Source organism: Paenibacillus sp. PK1-4R, from assembly GCF_030369595.1.
In the GTDB taxonomy this organism is placed as follows: domain Bacteria; phylum Bacillota; class Bacilli; order Paenibacillales; family Paenibacillaceae; genus Paenibacillus.
The window spans coordinates 6,175,286-6,197,946 of the sequence record NZ_CP126535.1 but is presented as its reverse complement, the minus strand read 5'-3'; the positions used below and the strand labels follow the sequence as shown (position 1 = coordinate 6,197,946).

The following is a 22,661-nucleotide window of genomic DNA, read 5'->3' as shown; positions in this document are numbered from 1 at the left end:
GCAGATGAGAGAAAGAGAGAATAGATTCAGCGATGAATCCGATGTCGAGTCGCGCAAGAAGGATGTATAGAGAGGGTCAGGTGAGAATATGAGCGTGTTGGGTAAAAAGGGGATAGCCATACTGATGGCTGCTGTACTCTCGATTAGTGTAGCGGCAACGGCCGGTGCAGCTGAATCCAAAGCGGCAATGCAAGCGAAGGTGGTAGACGGTCAAGTCTATGTGAACACCAAGGATCTGCTCAAGGCAGTTGGTGGAAGTGGACAATATGATGCCAAATCAGGAACGTACACGTACAAGGGAAGTGAAGCCATTCCCAGCGTGATCGAAAAGGTATCTCCTTCGGTCGTAGGCATTATTGGGAAATCTACCGAAGTGCAGGACGGTGCAACATCAGACGACCGTTATAATCTTGCACATGGTACAGGTGTCATTATCCGGTCGAACGGATGGATTGTAACGAATGCTCACGTGGTCGACGGATTAACGAATCCGGTTGTCGTAACGACGGATGGCAATACATACAAAATTACGAAAACATACAGTGATGCACTAAGTGATCTGGCGCTAATCAAAATCAATGCCAAATCACTCAAACCGGCGAGCTTCGCCAAAGCTTCACAAACCACTGTTGGAGAAACGGTGATTGCCTTGGGTACGCCGATTTCCTTTTCTTTGCGCAACTCGGCAACGGTAGGGGTAATTAGCGGCTTGAATCGTGGTGTTGAGGCGACCTACCGGTTGATTCAGACCGACACGGCGATTAACCCAGGAAATAGCGGAGGACCGCTGGTCAACCTGAAGGGTGAAGTGGTTGGTATCAACTCGATGAAATTCTCTGCGGTAGGCGTAGAGAGTTTGGGATTTTCGATTCCAGTGGATACCGTTCAATATATCATCGATCAGTTTTTTAAATATGGAAAAATAAAACGTGCAAGTCTGGGGCTACAACTTGAAGAAAGCTGGTCTGCGATTGTGGGCCTGCCTACAGATGATCCCTTAACGATTACGGGTGTACTGTCTCCTGAAGCCAAGAAAGCCAAAATCAAAGAGGGCGATGTCCTTTACAGTGTCGCGGGCACACGTGTCTCTTCAGTAGTGGATATCAATGAGTTGCTCAAAAAGTATCTGCCTGGACAAAAGGTAAAGCTGTTGATGCAATCGGATGGCGATATCGTCACCCGCACGTTAATGCTTGCTGATCGCGCAGACATCGTAGACGAGGAAGATGAAGCGTTCCTTGCAGATGAAGAACAATAAAGCCCGGCGATCAGCCCGGATGGAGAGAGGACGAAAGAACGGAATGAAAAAGTCATGGGTACGTGTGCTAAGCACAGGTGTATTAACCGGGATGCTGACCATTGGCGCAGCATTGCCTGTATGGGCATCTGATTTGACGACAAGTGAACTGCGTGTCAAAGCGGGTAGCACGAGCGCCTACATTAACGGCGATAAGCAGGCCATAGCCAAACCTTACAAGTTCAAGGGTGTAACGATGGTACCTGTCGGTGTATTCAAGAAAGCATTTGGCAGTGAAATCCGGCTGGAGAAAAATGATGTTGTCAAAATCAAGGAAGGCCCGCACACTGTGACTCTAACGATTGGCAGTTCAATTGCCTGGGTGGATGGTGTAAAACATGAGATGGGTGCCGCTCCCAAGATGGTGAATGGCGTACTTATGGTTCCACTTCGTCCGGTTGCTGCCGGTATCGGAGCGACGCTAGCTCCAACCAGTTCCGGAGAAATGGTCATTCGTCTGTTGCAAACCGATGATTCGGTGGATGACGAGGATGGCATTCATCCGGACGAAGGCAAAACCAGAATCGGCAACAGTTTTTACGGTTGGTCCATTAACTACCCGGCAGACCTTATGGTTTTCCAGACCGGTGAGCAGGAGCGCATGATAACTTTTGGCGCTGCGGACAACAGTTATTATCTTGAAGTGTATGTCAGCGATCAGGATGTGGCTCTGGATGCGGATGATTTGTTGCAGCAACTTGTCCAGGAGGCCAAACAATCGGGAGATACGGTGCTGGATCGTGAAGCGGTGTCGAAAGGCAAAACGCCTTATGCACGGATTATCGTGAAAGATGTAGACGGAATGTTATGGGAGATGCGTCAGTATCTGAGCGAAGGTCGTCAATATGATGTGTACCTCGCAGATTACGAAGCCCTGAATTATAAAGATCTGGGCAAACGTGCAGCGCTACTCAATTCATTCCAGCCAACCTATGCGGAATCGGATCGAACGATCAAGGATCTGTCCACCGTAGATAACGGCATGCGCTCCGCATGGAACGATGACTATGGTATTGAATTGAAGATACCTGCCGGCTGGTCGATGGATAACAATCAGATGATCTATGAAGCCAAAGATGGTGCATATCTGCAATGGCGTGTCACATCGGCGAAGGCAGGTACAACAGTAAAAGACTGGAGCGGCCAACTGGATAAGTGGATGCGCGAGACATTTACACCAGATAGTTACGAGCCAATTGGCTCATATACGATGGATATCTCGGGAGAGACTGCCGAGGTGAATGAATTCCGTTATAACTTTGGCGGAGGCTGGCAGACCGAGTTCGATGTTCTTTTGCAGAAGAATGGGTATCGATATTATGCAGAGTATACGTTCCCGGAGGAGCAGGCTGCAGATCGGGCATGGTTTGAACGGATCATGAAGAGTGTGGAGATTGATTTTGATACGGTTGCCGATAATTTCGGTCAGCTGGATGAAGATCCTTATTTGACAGACAAAACGAAGACACTTACACGTACGTCCAAACGTTATAAATACAGTGTAGATATTCCGCGTTACTGGACGCCGTATAGTGATCGATTCGAATATTCACCTGTGGTGTACACCTTTACCGGCGGAGAATTCTCCATTGCGGCGAGCGAAGACAAGTCGATCGAGATGACGGTCAGCCAACTGAGAGAAGCTTATGCAGAAGCCACCAAAACCCGTAAGAACTTCAAGTTGCTTGGCAGTGAGGAGCTGACGTTTGCGGGTGTGCCTGCATTTTCCTTCACGTATCATGAACTGGACAAAGGCGTGCCATATGCGGGTCGCCAGATCGTGTTTGAAAAGGACGGAACAACCTATACGATCACAAGTGGTCTGAATGATGCCAACAAGACAGAAGTTCAGGCGGCAGCCTTGGAAAAAGCAGTGAACTCATTTACTTTTATTAAATAATAGTGATACAAGCCGGAGGGTCAGAGACCTTCCGGCTTATTTGTTTCCTGTATAAGATAAATTAAAATATTTACACCGGTACTGCAATCGGAGTGTCTAGTGTAAATCTTAATGAAAATGAAAATGGTAAACGGTTTTTTCAGGAAAACGTAGAAGAGTCGGTGCAGAAGTGGTACACTATACTAGTTCAGGAGTTATGACTGCTGATCTGATGAATATGAATGACTGTAAGCTTGGAGTTCAGGCAATACAGACATAATAGATAGATATTGTAATACCGTGACAATGCAGGTGTACCCGATAAGGTGCAGTTTTAAGCTTAGGATGTTCAGGCGTTTAAGGATATAGGGATGAAATCCGGCGGATAGCCGGTATGGGGAGGATCTACATGAAAACAGCAACAATACGAAGAGAAGACGTTGAACTTCTGGCACCGGCTGGTGACTGGGATTGTATGCGTTCGGCGGTAGCCAATGGCGCAGATGCAATTTTCTTCGGAGTCGAAAAGTTTAATGCACGGGCACGGGCGAACAATTTCCGCATGGACGAGCTGCCGGAGATAATGGCGTTTTTGCACAGTTATGGCGTAAAAGGTTTTTTGACCTTTAATATATTGATTTTTGAAAATGAATTGACGGATGCAAAAGAACTGATTGATGCATGTGTCGATGCAGGTGTGGACGCTGTAATTGTTCAGGATTTGGGTTTGGTGAAGATGATCCGCGAGATCTCGCCGGATTTCCCGATTCACGGTTCAACGCAGATGACAATCACGTCACCGGAAGCGGTCGAGTTTACGAAGCCGTTTGATATGGAACGTGTCGTTCTGGGACGTGAGAACAACCTGAAGCAGATCCAGAAGATCGGGGAGCAGGCGAAGCTTCCAATGGAAGTATTCGTTCACGGTGCATTGTGTGTATCCTACTCGGGGCAATGTTTGACTTCCGAAATGTGGGGAGGACGTTCCGCGAACCGCGGGGAGTGCGCACAAGCTTGTCGTCTGCCATATGACCTGATGGTGGATGGAGAGCATAAGCCGATGGGTGATGTAGCCTATCTGTTGTCTCCAAAGGATCTGGCAGCGATTGATCTGATGCCTGAACTGATCGAAGCAGGAGTAACTTCCTTCAAAATTGAAGGACGTCTCAAAACGCCGGAATACGTAGCAAACGTAGTAAGCAAATATCGTAAAGCGATTGACCGTTATTTTGATGGAGATAACACACCGCCAAGTAAGGAAGAAGTTCGCGAATTGCAGCAAAGCTTCTCCCGTGGATTCACGCATGGTTTCCTGAGCGGTACAAACAATAAAGAACTGGTGGATGGAACATTTCCGAAAAGCCGTGGTGTCTATCTTGGTCGTGTAGATCAAGTCTTGCGTGATGGTGTGGTTCTGAAGTTGGATGCACCCGTGAAACGTGGGGACGGAATCGTTTTTGACGCTGGAGACCCGACTCAGAAGGAAGAGGGCGGACGTGTATACGATGTGCGTCGCAAAGGCGTAAAACTCGAAGGCGAAGCCGAAGAGGGCTGGATCGTTGACGTTGTGCCAGGCCGCAGTGACGTGGATCTGCGCCGCGTGAAAGTTGGCGACAAAGTGTGGAAAACAAATGACCCGGCGTTGGACAAACGTCTGCGTCAAAGCTTCGAGACCGAGAAGCCATACCGCGTATTCCCGGTGAAGGTGAAAGTCATCGGCAGCCCGGGGCAGCCGCTTAGCACGTGGTGGACAGACGTGCAGAAAGGCACAACCGTCCGGATTGATTCCGAGATGGAACTGGACATCGCGCAGAAGCGTCCAATGACACATGAATTGCTCGAAGAGCAGTTCGGACGTCTGGGAGGCACAGTGTTCCAGTTGGAAGGAATGGACGTCAATCTGCACGGTGACGTCATCATCCCGATGCGCGAGTTGAATAACATTCGCCGTCAGGCAGTAGAACAACTCGCGGGCGAACGTCCTAAACCACCCGTATACGTGAAACGGGCGGTAGATGTGTACGGCGATTCGGTTAAACCAGCATCGCCAGTCGCTCGCGGTCAAGCAGAGCTGACCGCGCTCTGTCGCAGCCTGCCACAAGTGGAGGCAGCGATTGAAGCAGGAATCGGCATGATCTATGCCGACTTCGAGTTTATCAAGCAGTTCCCGGCAGCCGTGGAAGCTGTGCATGCCGCTGGTCGCAAGATCGCGCTGGCAACACCGCGTATTCATATGCCAGGGGAGAACGGATATCATAACAACATCCTGCGTCTGAAGCCGGATGCAGTATTGGTACGTAATACAGGCGCACTGTACTTCTACCTTCGTCACCGGATGGAAAACCCGGATGCGAAGCACCCGGAACTGATCGGTGACTTCTCATTGAACATCGCCAATCACAAAGCAGTAGAACTGTTCCTGGAAGCCGGATGTGACTGGATTACTCCATCCTATGACTTGAACATTCAACAAATGGTTGATTTGCTGGGCCACTCCCGTACAAGTCAGACCGAAGTGGTTATCCATCAGCATCTGCCGATGTTCCACACCGAGCACTGTGTGTATTGTACGTTCATGAGTGAAGGAACGGACTTCACGAACTGTGGCCGTCCTTGTGAGGAACAGCGTGCATCCCTGCAAGACCGGATCGGTATGTCCCACCCGGTGCGTGTGGATGAAGGCTGCCGTAATACGGTATACAACGCAGTGGAGCAGTCAGGTGCCGAGTATCTGACCAACTTTATGGATCTGGGTGTATCCCGTTACCGTGTGGAGTTCTTGGAAGAGACACCAGAGCAGGTACGCGAAGTAATTGATCTGTACAACCGTGCACTGCGCGGTGAGATCACTGGTACACAAGTGTGGAAAACACTCAAAGCAACGAACCAACTGGGCGTTACACGTGGTCAATTGGTGAAATAAACAGCAACCCCAATCTCTGCTTCAAGGAGCTCTTGGGGTTTTTTTTACATCATGACACAGGAGGCGAAGAAGCGTGGCGCCATTCACAATTATGGATATCAAATTGCTGTGCGGGGTCACGGCATTCAAGCGCGGAGAAGATTATAACCAATCTGGCAGAGTGACCAATCTGGTGGTTAGTGAGGATCAGCTTCATTATGAAGCACAGGTACGTGGATCGGAGCGCTATCAGGTGACGGTGGATATAGATGGATCAGGTGAGGTTGTGGCAGGCTGCAGTTGTCCGGGTGACGGCAGACATTATGACTATTGCAAACATGTCGCTGCTGTCCTGTTGGCTATTCACGAATGGGGTGAGCAGCAGGAGCGTAATGCCACGATTGCCTCTGGGAAGCCTTCTCAACCTGCTACAGGCCAAGGAACTGGTTTCAGCTCAGGTTCCAAGTCCAGGGTCGGGACACTGGTCGAAGAGAGCATGTGGGAGCGCCCCCAATCTGCTTCACAACGAGAGCAACTGAATGATGCTCCAAAGCGTCCTCCGGTTCATTTTGCCCAGGCAGGTCGTCCAAGCTCATCTTCGGGGTGGGGGCGCTCGGCAGATAAACCTTCTTACCGTACGGCGGATCGGATTCTGTCCATGTTTGCCAAGGATCGGAGAACGCTGCATGGAAATGACCGTAAATACACCGCTCCTGTCAGCCGATCCTCCTTGCGGGAAGAGTTGCAGATTCAGTTTATACTCAAGCTGATACAAGTTCACAAGGGTGGCGGGAAACTAGCTCTTGAATTGAAAGTGGGTAACAAACGTCTGTATGTGGTGCAGAAAGTGAAACAATTCCTGAACTGCATCGAAAAGGGCGAGCCCATGTCATTTACCAAGCTGTTCCACTATGATCCACTGATGCATGTGTTCAATCCGCAGGATCAGGCGATTCTCTCGATGCTCATTCGAATGAGGCAAAGTGAAGAGGCATACCGCGAATCCATTTCCGGTTATCTGGGAGCTTCGGACGGACGGGATATATTGATTGCTCCGCTCGTATGGAAGCCATTGCTGGAATTGCTGCTACAGGCTGACAGCCGAATGGAGGGCACGGGATTTGCCAATGGACCACTCACACTGGGTGAGGGGGTACTTCCTTTATTTTACCGGATCGCCCAGGGAGCGAATGAAGGATATCAGCTTGAAATTTCCGGACTGCGTGAGCTGATCCTTCTCCCTGCATATGATGCCGCTGTGGTAGAAGGACAGTTACATATGTTGGAGCCGATGCAGATGCGAAGTCTGGAGGACTTGAGTGGGGCACTCACTTCATATGGAATCAAGGAAAGCATTGATATTTCGACTCAGCAGGTGGATGAGTTTGTACAGCATGTCGTGCCAGAACTGCGTACGCTTGGGCATTTGTCCATTGATTCGCAGGTGCGTGAACAGATCGCGGAACCGGAACTTTCACCGAAGCTGTACATTGACTTCTATCGTGAACGTATTACAGCGCGTCTGGAATTCGACTATGAGGTCATGGTTATTAATCCGCTTGCAGAGTATTTAATAGACGAAGAAGAAAAAAAGGTTATTTTGGTGCGTGACCGATACAAAGAGCGGAATCTGATTGAACGGCTTGATCGATCCTTTCTCGAAAGGGATGGTAGTGTCTGGGCTAGTGAACGGGAAGATGCCATCTATGATGTCATGTATCATCTGGTGCCTGAACTTGAGAAACAGGTAGACATCTACATGCCGAACGCCGTGAAGGCGATGGTGCAATCCTATCCAACACCGCCGAAAGTACGAGCAGATTTGGGAAGAGGATTGGACTGGCTGGAGATTTCATTCGAGATGGAAGGTGTGGACGAGCAGGAGCTTCAGGAACTCATGCGTCGCATTGTGGAAAAGAAACCATATTTCCGTCTCAAGAGCGGTGTCTTTCTCTCACTTGAAAATGAAGGTGCAGATAGCTTCGCTCACATGGCCGATTCACTCGGACTGGGAGCAGGTGACATCAAGAGCAGCCATATCCGGCTGCCAGCTGTTCGGGCGTTGCAATTGCCGGGCAGGGATGAAGTCTCCGGTCATGTGAAGTGGGGAGGCTCCCTTAAACGTTTCCTTGATGATCTGCGTGATCCCGAACGGATGGATTTTGCATTGCCGGGATCTCTGACCCCCATCCTGCGGGATTATCAGAATAGCGGATACCAGTGGCTGCGTACCCTCGCTTATTATCGTTTTGGCGGCATTCTGGCGGATGATATGGGACTTGGCAAAACGTTGCAAAGTATCGCCTATATCACAGCAGTGCTTCAGGAGAAGCCCGAGTACAATATGGAACATACGGGCGTTGATAAATACCGGGAGAGCGGAGCATTACGAGGCAGTGAAACGTTGGCGACTTCCGACATCGATCCCGAAACTGGGCTCCCATTGGATAAGATGGGTTCAGAGAATACGGATAGCTTATGGTCCACGATGCAGCAGGATGGACTGACAATCCGAACGAGGGTTATTCATCCCCCGGTACTCGTCGTTGCGCCTGCCTCGCTGACTTACAACTGGGCTAATGAGTTTGCGCGGTTCGCCCCGCATCTGAACGTACTGATTGCCGCAGGTCAGAAAGAAGAGCGAGCCAATATGCTTTCTGGCATGGATGAGGCAGATGTAATTGTGACGTCGTATCCTCTGTTGAGACGGGATTTGGACACCTACCTGGGCCGAACCTTTCATACGCTCATTCTGGATGAAGCTCAGGCGATCAAAAATGCTTCTTCTCAGACAGCGCAGGCAGTCAAACAAATTCAAGCCCCGCGCCGTTTTGCACTCACAGGCACACCTGTGGAGAACTCGCTGGATGAATTGTGGTCCATTTTTGAAGCGGTATTCCCTGGGTTATTTCCAAGTTACAGAAGATTCCGCGACCTTCCTCCGGAACGGATCTCACGGATGGTGCGTCCGTTTATTCTGCGCCGCCTGAAGAAGGATGTGTTGGAAGAATTGCCTGATCGAATTGAAACGGTACAGCGGTCAGAGCTTACGGTTGAACAGAAGAAATTGTACGCCGCATATCTTTCCCAGCTTCAGGATGAAGCAACGAAGGACATGGAGGATAACGGATTCCAGAAGAATCGTATCAAAATTCTGGCGGGCATCACGCGCTTACGTCAGTTGTGTTGTCACCCGGCCCTCTTTGTTGAAGGATATCAAGGCGATTCTGGGAAAATGGAGCAGTTGCTGGAAACGGTCGAGGATTGTTTAGCTTCAGGCAAACGAATTCTCATCTTCTCCCAATTTGCGAGCATGTTGAACCTGATTCGTCAGACCCTTGCGGCACAGGGAAGGAATCTTTTCTACCTCGATGGTCAGACCCCTGCACAGAGCCGGGTTGAGATGTGCCGCAGATTTAATGAGGGCGAAGCTGAACTGTTCTTAATCTCCCTGAAAGCTGGCGGTACCGGACTAAACTTAACAGGGGCAGATACCGTTATATTATATGATCTATGGTGGAATCCCGCCGTGGAAGAACAGGCAATTGGCCGTGCCCATCGTATGGGACAGAAACAAGTGGTGCAAGTCATCCGTCTGGTTACCGAAGGTACGATCGAAGAGAAAATTTTGGAACTCCAGCAGCGGAAGAAGGACTTGATTGCCGAAGTAATCGAACCGGGAGACGGAGGATCAACGACTTTATCCGAACAGGATATCCGCGAATTGTTGATGGTATAATGGAGTCCAATCATCGTAGCAATAAGAAGCATTAAATATATGAATCTATACAAGTTGGACTAATCATTTACAAGAGAAACGTAGAGGACAGAAAAAAGCTGGAGAAGCGGAGCATTCGCCTAAAAGCTTTCTGAAAGAAAGCTGCATCGGAAGCATACGCTATCACCAGATTTTCACCTTTGTAAAAGTGAATTAAAAAATCTGGGGATAACAGCGATCGGAAGGTTGTTCTGTCATCGGAGTGGTAAGTGTAAATATGCTTTAGTTCAACTTGTTTAACAAAAGGAGTGGGTTCGTGTGCGTATTCGCAAAGCGATTATTCCAGCTGCAGGGCTGGGTACCCGGTTTCTGCCTGCTACCAAGGCGATGCCTAAGGAAATGCTGCCCATCGTGGACAAGCCAACGATCCAGTATATTATTGAAGAAGCCGTAGCTTCAGGCATTGAAGATATCATTATTGTGACGGGTAAAGGGAAGCGGGCCATTGAAGATCACTTCGACTATTCTTTTGAGCTGGAGCAGAATCTCGCGGACAAACAGAAGTGGGACTTGCTTAACGAAGTACGCAAACCCTCCGAGATGGCAGATATCCATTATATCCGTCAAAAGGAACCGAAGGGACTTGGTCACGCCATCTGGTGCGCCCGCAAGTTTATCGGCAACGAGTCTTTTGCCGTCCTGTTAGGTGATGACATTGTGGAAGCGGAACATCCCTGCCTGAAGCAGATGATCGATGTCTACGATGAACTGCAATCTCCGATTGTTGGTGTACAGCCTGTTGATTGGAGCGAGGTATCCCGCTACGGGATTGTGGATGGAGAGTTGCTAACCCCTACCGATGATCGTGTCTTTCGCGCGCGCCGCTTAATTGAGAAACCAAAGACCGAAGATTCCCCTTCGAACCTTGCTATTATGGGACGTTACATTCTTACACCGGATATCTTTGAGATACTAGGTCAACAATCGGCCGGCGTTGGGGGCGAAATTCAGCTCACGGATGCCTTGTCCCGATTGAATGAACAGCGGCAGATTCTCGCATATCATTTTGACGGACTACGCCATGATGTTGGTGAGAAGTTGGGCTTTATTGAGACATCGATTCACTACGCGTTGCAGCGCCCGGATCTACGGACAGATCTCTTAAAGTATTTGGAACAGGTCGTAAAGGATCAATAAATGGTTTTCCGCATGCCCTTGAAGTCCAGCCGAAGAATGATATCGCGGCTGGACTTTAATTTATTTTATGGAAGAGTAAATATGAGGGTTATACAGGCCAATGAACAAACACTTACCCGACACTTTACATATACATAGTCAATATGAAGAAATGATGTTAACAGCAAAACGGAGGGATGTCATGAAGGTACTTCCGCTGTTTATGGATGGCGCTGCCATCTTGGAACCCAAGGTTTATGGTGATCACCGTGGATATTTTATGGAGAGTTATAATGAGCAGGTTCTGCATGAACAGGGAATACAGCACGTCTTTATTCAGGACAATCAATCCTTATCGGCTGAAGCGGGTGTTCTCCGTGGGCTTCATTACCAGCTCCAGCCCAAAGCACAGACTAAATTGGTGAGGGTTATATCAGGGGCTATATATGATGTGATTGTGGATGTCCGCACGTCATCCCCTACCTTTGGCCAATGGAAAAGTGTCATTCTAAGTGAGTACAACCAGCGGCAACTGCTTGTTCCTCAAGGATTTGCTCATGGTTTCTGCACCTTGGTGCCTCATTCCCAGGTAACTTATAAGGTAGACGCCTATTATTCGCCTGAACATGACCGTGGAATTCTGTGGAACGATCCTGCGCTCGCCATTGATTGGCCTGTGACGAAACCTATATTATCGGAGAAGGATCAGAAGCATCCTTTGCTGAAAGATGCTGAACTGAACTTCGACTAATTAATCAGACTTTTCAGATACTTCTGTATCTGGAGGCAGAGGGAGAGAGACAGCATGAAACTACTGGTTACGGGTGGGGCCGGATTTATCGGCAGCAACTTTGTATTATATATGCTTCGTGAACATCCGAGTTATGAGATTATCAATGTGGATGCATTAACATATGCGGGGAACTTGGAGAACTTGCATACAGTAGAGTCCAATCCCCAATATACCTTCATCAAAGCAGATATTGCAGATGTACAGCAGATGGAAGATGTTTTTTCCCAAGGCATTGATGTGGTTGTGAATTTCGCTGCCGAGTCTCATGTGGATCGAAGTATTCTGTCCCCGGATATCTTTGTGCGTACCAATGTGATGGGTACTCAGGTTCTATTGGATGCGGCAAAGAAATATCAAGTCACCAAATTTGTTCAGGTATCGACAGATGAGGTATATGGATCACTAGGTGCAACAGGTTTATTTACTGAAGAAACCCCTCTGATGCCTAACAGTCCTTACTCTGCAAGTAAAGCTGGCGGGGATCTGCTCGTAAGAGCCTATCATGAAACGTTTGGACTTCCTGTAAATATTACACGTTGCTCTAATAACTACGGACCTTTTCAGTTCCCGGAGAAACTGATTCCGCTGATTATATCCCGTGCATTAAATGATGAAGCCATTCCAGTATATGGTGACGGGCTCAATATTCGCGACTGGCTTTATGTCGAGGATCACTGCAGCGCGATTGATTTGGTGATTCATAATGGACAATCTGGAGAGGTATACAACATTGGAGGTAGTAATGAACGTACTAATATATACATTGTGGAGAGCGTATTGGAGCAACTGGGTAAGCCAGCGAGTTTGATTCAATATGTACAGGATCGGTTGGGTCATGACCGACGTTACGGTATAGATCCTACCAAGATACGTACAGAGCTCGGCTGGCAACCTGCACACAATTTTGAGACAGGGATCAAGGAGACGATCCAATGGTATCTGAAACATCAAGATTGGTGGACGAGAATTCAATCAGGCACGTATCAGGACTATGTTCAGCTTCAGTATGGCAAGCGGATGGGTGATTCGTCCAAATGAACTATAGAGTTATGGTGACTGGCGCGGCGGGACAGCTGGGTTATGATGTAGTGAAGACCTTCGAAGCAGAGGGTCATCAGGTATTGGCCTGTGACAAAAACCAGATGGATATTACCGATCAACAGCAGTGCACAGATATGATTAAGACCTTCCGACCCCACATCATAATTCACTGCGCTGCTTACACAGCGGTCGATCAGGCTGAGGTAGATGAGGATACAGCATACGAAATCAATGCATCAGGTACTAGAAATATTGCGGTTGCCGCCGAGAGTGTGAAAGCAAAGCTGGTATATATCAGTACGGATTATGTATTTGATGGGAGTGGTAGTACACCATATCGAGAATACGATGTAACGAATCCGCAGAGTGTTTATGGCAAGTCGAAGCTTGCTGGGGAACGGCTGGTTCAAAGTTTGTGCACGCAATGGTTTATCATCCGAACATCATGGGTGTTTGGCGTGTATGGCAGTAATTTTGTCAAAACCATGCTGGAACTTATGGCGAAACGTCCACAATTGCAAGTTGTTCATGACCAACAAGGTTCGCCTACCTATACGGTGGATCTTGCCCGATTCATTCATACCCTTTCTACGAGTGAAAAGTATGGCATCTATCATGCCTCCAATTCAGGAACTTGCACATGGTACGAGTTTGCACAGGCAATAAGAGAGGAAGCCGGTAAACAGAGTGGGTTCGAGCCGACAGCCGAACTTACGCCATGCACAACCGATCAGTTTCCGCGGCCAGCCCCTCGTCCTGCATACTCGGTGATGGATCATCTGGCGATTCGAACGAACGGTTTGGAACCTCTGAGACCTTGGCGTGAGGCGCTGATTGCATTTTTGAAAGAGTTGAGTGTACTACAAAAGGACTGAGCATGTCGATGGACCTTACTTTATTCCCACAGTCTATCCACCATTTAACAGCCGCCTCGGGCGGCTATTTTGTTTTATACCTCATCAATTCGGGTAGTTAGCTATCAAAAAGGTACTGAGGATGTGAATGCTATATGAAACGCATTGCCGCCGTGTTAATACTACTGATCGTTACCGTGGGCACACTCTTTTTCGCCTATGAAAGTGAGAGTGAGGAACAACGGGACGGATTTACCGCTTATAGATTAATCGCCCACGCCATGGGCAGTATTCGTGATCAACCATATACAAACGCCTATGAAGCGATGATTGCCAATTACGAGAAAGGCACACGTGTTTTTGAGATCGACTTTATGCTGACATCGGATCGCAAAGCCGTAGCCAGACATGAGTGGACCGCTAATATGAGTAAAATGCTAGGACAGGACCAAGAGCTTCCCGAGGAAAAACAGGCCGGAGCGTTGACACATGATGAATTCATGGATACGCCAATCTTGGGCATGTACCAACCCATGGATGCCGATGGCATTATAGATGTACTGGCTCAGTACCCGGATATGTATATCGTAACCGACACCAAGGAACAGAAGGATGAGGATATACAGCAGGTGTTAAGATCCCTCGTGGATGCAGCCAAAGAACATGATCCATCCGTGCTGGACCGGGTGGTTGTACAGATCTATAACGAACCGATGCTTGAAACTGTGAAAGAAGTCTATGCATTCCCTTCCATTATCTATACGTTATATGCCACACAGGATACAGAAGCTCAGGTTGTTGATTTTGTGCAAAAAAATGATATTGATGCTGTGACTATGCCGGAATATAAAGTAAACCAGAATTTTGTCGCCAAGCTGAATAGTGCAGGCTCAGTCACCTACGTGCATACTATCAATGACACTGAACAGGTGGCTAACTATGAGAAATGGGGCGTGTACGGGGTGTACTCGGACGTGCTGACGGAGCAGGAGTTGGATGAGATGAATACACGTTTTGCCTGGAAACCGTAAAAATTAATGTTTTTCTGTTCCCCTTTTTATACGAACATTGACACTCACTGTCTGCTGACTTAGACTTAGTTTACAAGCTTTCTAGGATGCAGAAGAACCTCTGGAGGAATGTTCGTTGATAGAAATGATTAAGCAGTGGAGACATGTGTTTAAGCTTGACCCGGACAGGGAGATTACGGACGAAGAACTCGATCTGGTCTGCATGTCGGGGACCGATGCGATTATCGTCGGCGGATCTTCCGGAATTACTTATGATAATACGGTAGACCTGATGTCCCGTGTGCGTCGTTATGAGTTGCCATGTGTGCTTGAAGTATCTGATCTGGAGGCTGTTGTTCCCGGCTTTGATGGATATCTGATCCCAATGGTCCTGAATGCAACGGACAGCAAATGGATGATTGGGCACCACCAGCAAGCCATAGAGCGTTATGGTTATCTTATCCCTTGGGATCTGCTGATTGCCGAGGGTTATATTGTGCTTAATGCAAACTCCACGGTAGCGCGGTTGACTGGTGCAGATACGGATCTGACGACAGGAGCTGCGGTGGCATATGCCCAGGCTGCGGAGCGTCTGCTCAATCTTCCCATTGTATATATGGAGTACAGCGGAACGTTCGGAGATATGGAACTTGTTGGTGAGACACACAGACAATTGGAGCGGGCACACCTCATCTACGGCGGCGGAATTGATGATCCGGAGAAAGCCACGCAAGCTGCCCAGGTGGCAGATACCATCGTGGTAGGCAACATTGTGTACAGCGATTTGAATAAGGCACTTGAGACGGTCTTGGCTGTAAAAGGTACCATTTAATCGGTTTAGTTTACCATTCCCCCATTTTCCCCTTATGATCTGTTAAAATAGAACTTTGCCCTTACTAATTAAAGCAGTTATATGAGTCGTTTACACGTGAACGCAGTGTTCTCTCTTGTGATTTCACTACCCTTAAATATAAGCTAAACTAAATTTTACACGAGAACGTAGAGGACAGAAATAAGCTGGAGAAGCGGAGCGTTCGCCTTTATTACCGGATCTTTATCTGGTACCAACAATTCGTATACAGGGACTATGTTTACACGGAAACGAAGAGTGCAGAAGCAATCTGAAGAAACGCAGTGTTCGTATTTATCACCGGATTTTCCCTTTAATAAAGGGAATCAAAAAATCTGGGGATAACGACGATCGGAAGATGCTGCTGCAGTCGAAGTCCAAGTGTAACCGATAGCTCACTTATACCGACCAACCAACCAACGAAAGGAGCATGCATGCATGCAACCTGTAAATATACATGATGCCGTTGCACGGCTTAACACCCCTCAACGGCAAGCCGTCGAGGCGACGGATGGCCCGCTGCTGATTATGGCCGGAGCAGGCTCAGGCAAGACCCGGGTGCTGACACACCGGATTGCCTACCTTATTGCAACACGGAAAGCACCCCCGTGGGGCATTTTAGCGATTACATTTACGAACAAAGCCGCTCGTGAGATGCAAGACCGGGTATCCCAACTCGTAGGTGGATCTCAGGGCCGCGACATTTGGGTATCCACGTTCCACTCCATGTGTGTGCGAATTCTGCGTCGTGATATTGAACGTATTGGCTTTACCTCCAACTTCAGTATTTTGGATTCATCGGACCAATTATCTGTAATTCGCAGCTGTATGAAAGACCAGAATATCGATACCAAGAAATTCGAGCCCAAAGCAGTTCAATCGATGATGAGCACGGCCAAGAATGAACTGATCAGTCCGGAGCAATATGAGAAGCAGGCAGGAGACTATTTCGAAGGTATTGTAGCGAAGATATATAAGATGTACCAGAAACGGTTAAGAGCCAACAACTCACTTGATTTTGATGATCTCATTATGCAGACTATTCAACTGTTCAAGGAAGTACCTGAAGTCCTCGACTTTTACCAAAAGAAATTCCAGTACATTCACGTGGACGAGTATCAGGATACGAACCGTGCACAGTACATGCTGTGCCGCATGCTCGCTGACAGCCACCACCGCATCTGCGTTGTAGGGGATAGTGACCAATCGATCTATCGCTGGCGCGGGGCGGATATCAGCAATATCCTGAACTTTGAGAAAGACTATCCAGAAGCAAACACGATTTTGCTGGAGCAGAACTATCGTTCAACTTCCAATATCCTGAATGCAGCGAATGAAGTGATCGGCCTGAATACAGGGCGTAAACCGAAGAAACTGTGGACGGACAAAGAGGGTGGTTCGAAGATCAAGGTATACCGTGCGGATTCCGAACATGATGAGGGGTATTTTGTTACCTCTGAGATTAGTAAAAATGTGAAGAACGGCAAATCCTATCAGAACCATGCCATTTTGTACCGTACTAACGCCCAGTCCCGGGTTATAGAGGAAATTTTGATCAAGTCTGATATTCCGTATCAGATTGTCGGCGGCATCAAGTTCTATGATCGTAAAGAGATCAAGGACATTCTGGCGTATCTGCGCCTGTTATCTAACCCCGACGATGATATCAGTCTCACTCGGATCATTAATGTACCGAAGCGTAGCATCGGTGATACAACGGTAGCGAAGCTTGCGGCTGCGGCAGGAGAGCGTGGAATTTCCATTTTCCGAGTACTGCAGGTCGTGGATGATCTTGGTTTTGCTGGCCGTACGCGTAATGCGCTCGTGGAGTTCTATGACATGATCGCTGCGTTGCATCAGATGGTAGAATATCTGTCTGTAACTGAATTAACCGAGAAGATTCTTGAGATGAGCCAATACCGTCTTGAGATGCAAAATGAAAACACACTCGAATCCCGTGCACGGCTGGAGAACATTGAAGAGTTCCTGTCGGTAACGATGGAATTTGAGAAAAATAATGAAGAAAAAACGCTCGTATCGTTCCTCACTGATCTTGCATTGATTGCTGACATCGATAGCATGAACGATGATGAAGAGGACCAGAGCGATGCTGTTACCCTGATGACCATGCACAGCGCCAAAGGTCTGGAGTTCCCGGTGGTCTTTATCGTGGGTATGGAGGAAGGCGTCTTCCCTCACAGCCGAGCCTTTATGGATAATGAAGAGTTGGAGGAAGAACGCCGACTTGCTTATGTGGGGATTACTCGTGCAGAAGAGCAACTTTTCCTGTCGTGTGCCCAGATGCGTACCTTGTTTGGACGTACCACAGCGAATCCGCCTTCCCGCTTCCTGGACGAAATTCCGGATGAGCTGAAGGAAGACACTTCCATGGCTCGTGATCGTTACCGCCGCGGAAGTAGCGGAGGCGGCTCATATGGTGGACGTGGGCTAGGTTCTAGTGGAGGAAGTAACTTTGGTGGTGGCACCAAGCTCTTTGATCACCAAAGCAAGAGTGGTTCATCTGCTACCTCATCCACGCCAACTTCGCGTGTGACCACGAGTACTTCTCGCCCAACATACTCTACGCCATCATCTGCTTCCAAGCCGGTGGCTTCTAATGGTGAAGCAGGATTCAAGGCAGGGGACAAAGTGCAGCATGGCAAATGGGGGACAGGCACGATTGTTGCAGTAAAAGGGACAGGTAATGATACCGAACTGCAGATTGCCTTCCCGGCTCCGGTTGGTGTTAAACGTTTGCTTGCCGGCTTTGCCCCTATTACGAAAGTGGAATAAGAACGAAACTTCCTTTTGCACGATAACGGAGAGAACAGAAATAACTTGAAGAAGCAAGGCGTTCGCCTTTATCCCTGGATTTCTACCTTTTAAAATGAATAAAAGAAATCCGGGGATAACAGCGATCGGAAATTATTCTGTTATCGGAGTCACGTGCAATAGGAGTGTTCGTTCTACATATATAGATCAAATTAACGGAGGGATGGCCCTGTATGGACCCGATGCACCGGATGGAGCAACTCGTTACCGAGCTGAACCAGCATAATTATCAGTACTACACGATGGATCAGCCACAGATCAGCGATAAGGAGTATGATCTTCTGTACGATGAACTGGTTACGTTGGAACAGGAAAGCGGCATGGTTCTGCCTGATTCTCCAACACAGCGTGTGGGCGGCGAACTGCTCAAGGGGTTTACCCCACATCGCCATTTATCCTCATTATGGAGTCTGGACAAAGCGCAGAATATTGAGCAGTTGCGCAGCTGGAATACCCGTGTACTGAAACTGATTAACGACTATAACAGTAAAAATCCGGATACGCCTTTACCGGAACCAGGTTATGTCATTGAGTTGAAGTTTGACGGATTGACGCTGAACCTGACGTACACCAACGGTGAGTTGGTGCAAGCCTCTACTCGTGGTAACGGTACTGTAGGCGAAGGGATTTTGGCACAGGTGAGAACAATCCGCTCCGTTCCGCTCAAAATTCCTTATACAAGCGGTACAATTGAAGTACAGGGTGAAGGCATCATGAATCTGTCTGTCTTGGACCGATATAATGAGACGGCAGCAGAGCCACTCAAGAATGCGCGGAATGCAGCAGCAGGAGCGCTGCGTAACTTGAATCCGAAAGCGACGGCTGAGCGTCGGCTGAATGCTTATTTTTATAATGTAGGTTATTCGGATGACATTCAGTTTGCCAATCATCAGCAGATGATGGACTTCCTGCGTGAGAACCGCTTCAAAGTTAATCCGTCGATTACTTACTTCCACGAGTTTGATGATGTCATGGAACAATTGGCTGCGATTCAGGAAAACCGGGGTAAGCTCGACTATCTGATCGATGGAGCGGTTATTAAAATTACGGACATGCGCACCCGTGAGGTGTTAGGTTATACCGATAAATTCCCTCGCTGGGCGGTAGCATATAAATTCGAGGCAGAAGAGACCACGACGGTTCTGAATGCTGTGGTATGGAATGTGGGTCGTACTGGCAAAGTAACTCCGCTGGCACGCGTAGAACCAGTTGAACTTGCCGGGGTAACGGTACAGAACTGTACGCTGAACAATGTCGGCGATATTGAGCGTAAAAATCTGAAGTTCGCTCTGGGCACAAGGGTCTTTATTCGCCGCTCCAACGACGTCATTCCTGAAATTCTGGGTAAAGTGACGGAGGAGAGTGATGGGGAGGAGATCGTCTTCCCTGAGCAGTGTCCTGCATGTGGATTCCCACTGGAGCAACGCGGAGCGCATCTGTTCTGTAACAACAGACTGGCATGTAAACCGCAAACGGTAGCACGTATTTCCCATTTTGCTTCCCGTGATGCCATGGACATCGAGACGTTCAGTGAGAAAACGGCGATTCAGTTGTATGATGAATTGAATGTACGTGAGCCTGCTGACCTGTATACGTTACAGTTTGATGATCTGGTGAAGCTGGAGCGGTTTGGGGAAAAGAAAGCGAACAACCTTATCGCTGCGCTTGAGCTTAGTAAAGATAGAGACTTGGCTTCCTTCTTATACTCACTGGGTATTCCGAACACAGGTAAATCTACAACGCGCATGCTGGCTGATCATTACCGAGATCTGCACGCCATTATGAATGCAACGGTAGAAGAATTGGTTGAACTACCTGACGTCGGTGGTATTGTGGCGGAGAGCATCGTAACTTTCTTTGCAGATCCGTTTACACAGGCTGCAATTGAGAAGATGCTCAACTTGGGTGTGAAAGCTCAGGCACCTGAGGCGCCAGCCGTTGCTGTTGTGGAAGATTCCTTTTTCAGTGGTAAAACGGTCGTCTTGACCGGAACGCTGCACCAATTGACGCGGGAAGAGGCGACGCAAAGACTGGAAGCGCTCGGAGCGAAGGTGACTGGCAGTGTGTCGAAAAAGACAGATCTGGTTATTGCCGGAGAGAAGGCAGGTAGTAAACTAACCAAAGCCCATGATCTCGGTATTCCAACGATTGAGGATGAGGACGAACTTGTACGTCTTTTGAATCCCTAGGGTTAAAGGATGAATTAACAGAAGAGCTCATATAATAAAGCCCCCGAAGACACGAATATGTGATCGGGGGCTTTTGCTGTTTATTGAATTATTTGATACAACGAATGAACGCTCATCAATCTTATCTTATCATGATCCACTTAAATTGTTAGGGATACGTTGAGATGCGCCTGTAAGCCATGCATCCTTATCATACCCTCGCTCTTCCCAGTAACCGATATGTTCGCTGTCGATGAGTTCAATGCGATTTAACCATTTTACTGATTTATAGGCATACATCTGAGGAATGACGAGCCGTACCGGACCGCCAAGATCAGCCGGGATGGGTTTGCCATCATGCATGACAGCGACCATAATATCTTCCATTTGTGCTTGATCCATCGTAATCGCATCTGTATATACACCATCACCGGAATAAAACTTCACACTATGAGCTTCCGGTTTGACCCCGGCTTGTTTCAAAAGCTGTGCAAGAGAAATGCCTTCCCAGGTATTCTTATATACAGACCAGCCCGTTACACAGTGGAAATCACTAACCTGTACGGTACGAGCGAGCTTCACGAATTGTTCCCAGTTCCATACCTGTGCCCGTTCAACCAACCCATCAATTCGAAAAGACCAGTTAGCATTGGAGAAGGACGGTATGGGCGTAACCGTATATACGCGGAAATGACCTTCAGCTCCGCCTCCAATGGGAGGTGAAGAGGCAGACAGCGGTTGTGGCAGAGGAACCATACGGTTAGGATCGTTCTCCAGCATGCTATCAATACTATTATCGATCTTGAGATTTCGTCCTACCCAGGATATAAAAGTAGGTCCAAGAGTCACGGCGAGACCAACCCCCACAGCAGAACGGATGAAAGCTCGTCGTGTATACAACGGTTGAGGTCGCTCCTCAGATTTGAGGGGATCTCTCTCGGAACTGCGATCAAACTGTGAAGAAGATATAGCAGCCGGAGTTTCTTTTTCATCCGATATTGAATCAGATGGATCAGCAATATTTTGAGTTTTTGTTGAAGTTGTAGTAGTTTTAACCGCACGACGTGCAGGGTCCTTTAACCATTTGGTCCGAGTGATGGAGTGATAGATAATATAAGGTAAGCCCACCCAAGTCAGCAGGTCATGGATCAAAAGTGCAGCATTCGACCATCGAGGTCCAGCTAGCTTGAACTGCCATAACACAATACCCGAGAGTAGCCAGCCTACCAGCAGCGCAAGAACAAAGATGGTGTTCACCCTTTGCCAAGGTCTATTACGAAGCTGTTTCCAGTGCTTTCCGGCCAAAATCAAGTAATATACTACGGGTGCCAGCATAGCTAGACCAACGATGATATGTAGCCATTTTAACCAGACACGACCGATTCCGAGTATCTCTCGCCAAAAGCCGCCTACCAGCATAAGACCTGATATAGCAAGGATCACAACAATCCAGGCATTCCAAGCATGGATGGAAACCAACTTTTTGCCATAACCTTTGCGCATGTTCTTCAACCATTGTTTCAAGTGCGATCACCCCATATAGGTTAGTAATGAGTTTATTCAGAACTTTAATATGTAATAGCCAGCTGCAAATGGAGTGCGTTATCGGTGTAAAGGTACTCATACGAGACGATTAACGATTGTTCATAACTACGTATGAAGAAGTACACTTGATTGCTTAGCCTTATCTCTATATCTATATACCTTATTATAGAGTTTTTGGATCACTTTCTTCAAACCAACAGGAGGGCAGGGCTCATTATCCCAATCGGGCACTCTAGCTGTCTTTCATCTAGATCCTTATTACGTATGGTTTTAGAAATCAATAGTATAGAAAGGACATGTTTCTTGGATATAAAGTAGCCTTTAATAGGGTTCCATTTTTGTTTCAGATATTGTGTTAATGTGCCGCATATAGGCTGAAGGCAAGATAGCGTTGTTGAAGATTTATATAATATCAAATGGTAGATTAAAAATGCTTGCTAAATAAATCGCTACATGATATATTATTTCTTGTCGCTTCAAACGAATGATTGTCATAATCATTTGAAAGGTGACGAAAACAAAGTGTTGACAGTAAGTTAGTTAACATGATATGATAAGATTCCTGTCTGCTTGATAAACATCAACATAAACGGACA

Annotated in this window: 13 protein-coding genes; 12 read left to right on the top strand and 1 reads right to left on the bottom strand. The window is 47.7% G+C overall.

Features of this window, described 5'->3' with window-relative positions:
* The first annotated feature begins 88 nt into the window (after nucleotides 1-88).
* From QNO02_RS27025 to ligA, 12 genes are all read left to right on the top strand, one after another.
* On the top strand, nucleotides 89-1,258 hold the full coding sequence (locus QNO02_RS27025) for a S1C family serine protease (RefSeq protein WP_249912624.1): 1,170 nt from the start codon (nucleotides 89-91) through the stop codon (nucleotides 1,256-1,258).
* Between the two features lie 43 nt (nucleotides 1,259-1,301).
* Entirely contained in the window at nucleotides 1,302-3,197 is a 1,896-nt protein-coding gene (locus tag QNO02_RS27020; protein WP_289390464.1) for a stalk domain-containing protein, read from the top strand.
* 388 nt (nucleotides 3,198-3,585) lie between these two features.
* Nucleotides 3,586-6,099, top strand: a complete 2,514-nt coding sequence (locus QNO02_RS27015; protein ID WP_289390463.1) for a U32 family peptidase — start codon at nucleotides 3,586-3,588, stop codon at nucleotides 6,097-6,099.
* 73 nt (nucleotides 6,100-6,172) lie between these two features.
* A complete protein-coding gene (locus tag QNO02_RS27010) occupies nucleotides 6,173-9,817 on the top strand; it encodes a DEAD/DEAH box helicase (protein ID WP_289390462.1) in 3,645 nt (1,214 codons plus the stop codon).
* A gap of 297 nt (nucleotides 9,818-10,114) precedes the next feature.
* Entirely contained in the window at nucleotides 10,115-10,993 is an 879-nt protein-coding gene (gene galU / locus QNO02_RS27005) for a UTP--glucose-1-phosphate uridylyltransferase GalU (RefSeq protein WP_289390461.1), read from the top strand.
* Between the two features lie 181 nt (nucleotides 10,994-11,174).
* Entirely contained in the window at nucleotides 11,175-11,723 is a 549-nt protein-coding gene (rfbC, locus tag QNO02_RS27000; protein WP_091036460.1) for a dTDP-4-dehydrorhamnose 3,5-epimerase, read from the top strand.
* Nucleotides 11,724-11,777: 54 nt separating this feature from the next.
* Nucleotides 11,778-12,803, top strand: a complete 1,026-nt coding sequence (rfbB, locus tag QNO02_RS26995) for a dTDP-glucose 4,6-dehydratase (protein ID WP_289390460.1) — start codon at nucleotides 11,778-11,780, stop codon at nucleotides 12,801-12,803.
* Nucleotides 12,800-13,681: a dTDP-4-dehydrorhamnose reductase gene (rfbD, locus tag QNO02_RS26990; protein WP_091036465.1), complete on the top strand. Its 882-nt coding sequence runs from the start codon at nucleotides 12,800-12,802 to the stop codon at nucleotides 13,679-13,681. The genes rfbB and rfbD overlap by 4 nt, the downstream gene beginning before the upstream one ends.
* 134 nt (nucleotides 13,682-13,815) lie before the next feature.
* Nucleotides 13,816-14,691: a phosphatidylinositol-specific phospholipase C/glycerophosphodiester phosphodiesterase family protein gene (locus tag QNO02_RS26985; RefSeq protein ID WP_091036467.1), complete on the top strand. Its 876-nt coding sequence runs from the start codon at nucleotides 13,816-13,818 to the stop codon at nucleotides 14,689-14,691.
* A gap of 115 nt (nucleotides 14,692-14,806) precedes the next feature.
* Nucleotides 14,807-15,502, top strand: a complete 696-nt coding sequence (pcrB, locus tag QNO02_RS26980) for a heptaprenylglyceryl phosphate synthase (RefSeq protein ID WP_091036470.1) — start codon at nucleotides 14,807-14,809, stop codon at nucleotides 15,500-15,502.
* Between the two features lie 456 nt (nucleotides 15,503-15,958).
* Nucleotides 15,959-18,313, top strand: a complete 2,355-nt coding sequence (pcrA, locus tag QNO02_RS26975; RefSeq protein ID WP_289390459.1) for a DNA helicase PcrA — start codon at nucleotides 15,959-15,961, stop codon at nucleotides 18,311-18,313.
* A gap of 212 nt (nucleotides 18,314-18,525) precedes the next feature.
* A complete protein-coding gene (ligA, locus tag QNO02_RS26970) occupies nucleotides 18,526-20,541 on the top strand; it encodes an NAD-dependent DNA ligase LigA (protein WP_289390457.1) in 2,016 nt (671 codons plus the stop codon).
* Nucleotides 20,542-20,670: 129 nt separating this feature from the next.
* Here the strand turns inward: ligA and QNO02_RS26965 are convergent, their stop codons facing one another.
* Entirely contained in the window at nucleotides 20,671-22,044 is a 1,374-nt protein-coding gene (locus QNO02_RS26965) for a molybdopterin-dependent oxidoreductase (protein WP_289390455.1), read from the bottom strand.
* Between the last annotated feature and the right edge of the window lie 617 nt (nucleotides 22,045-22,661).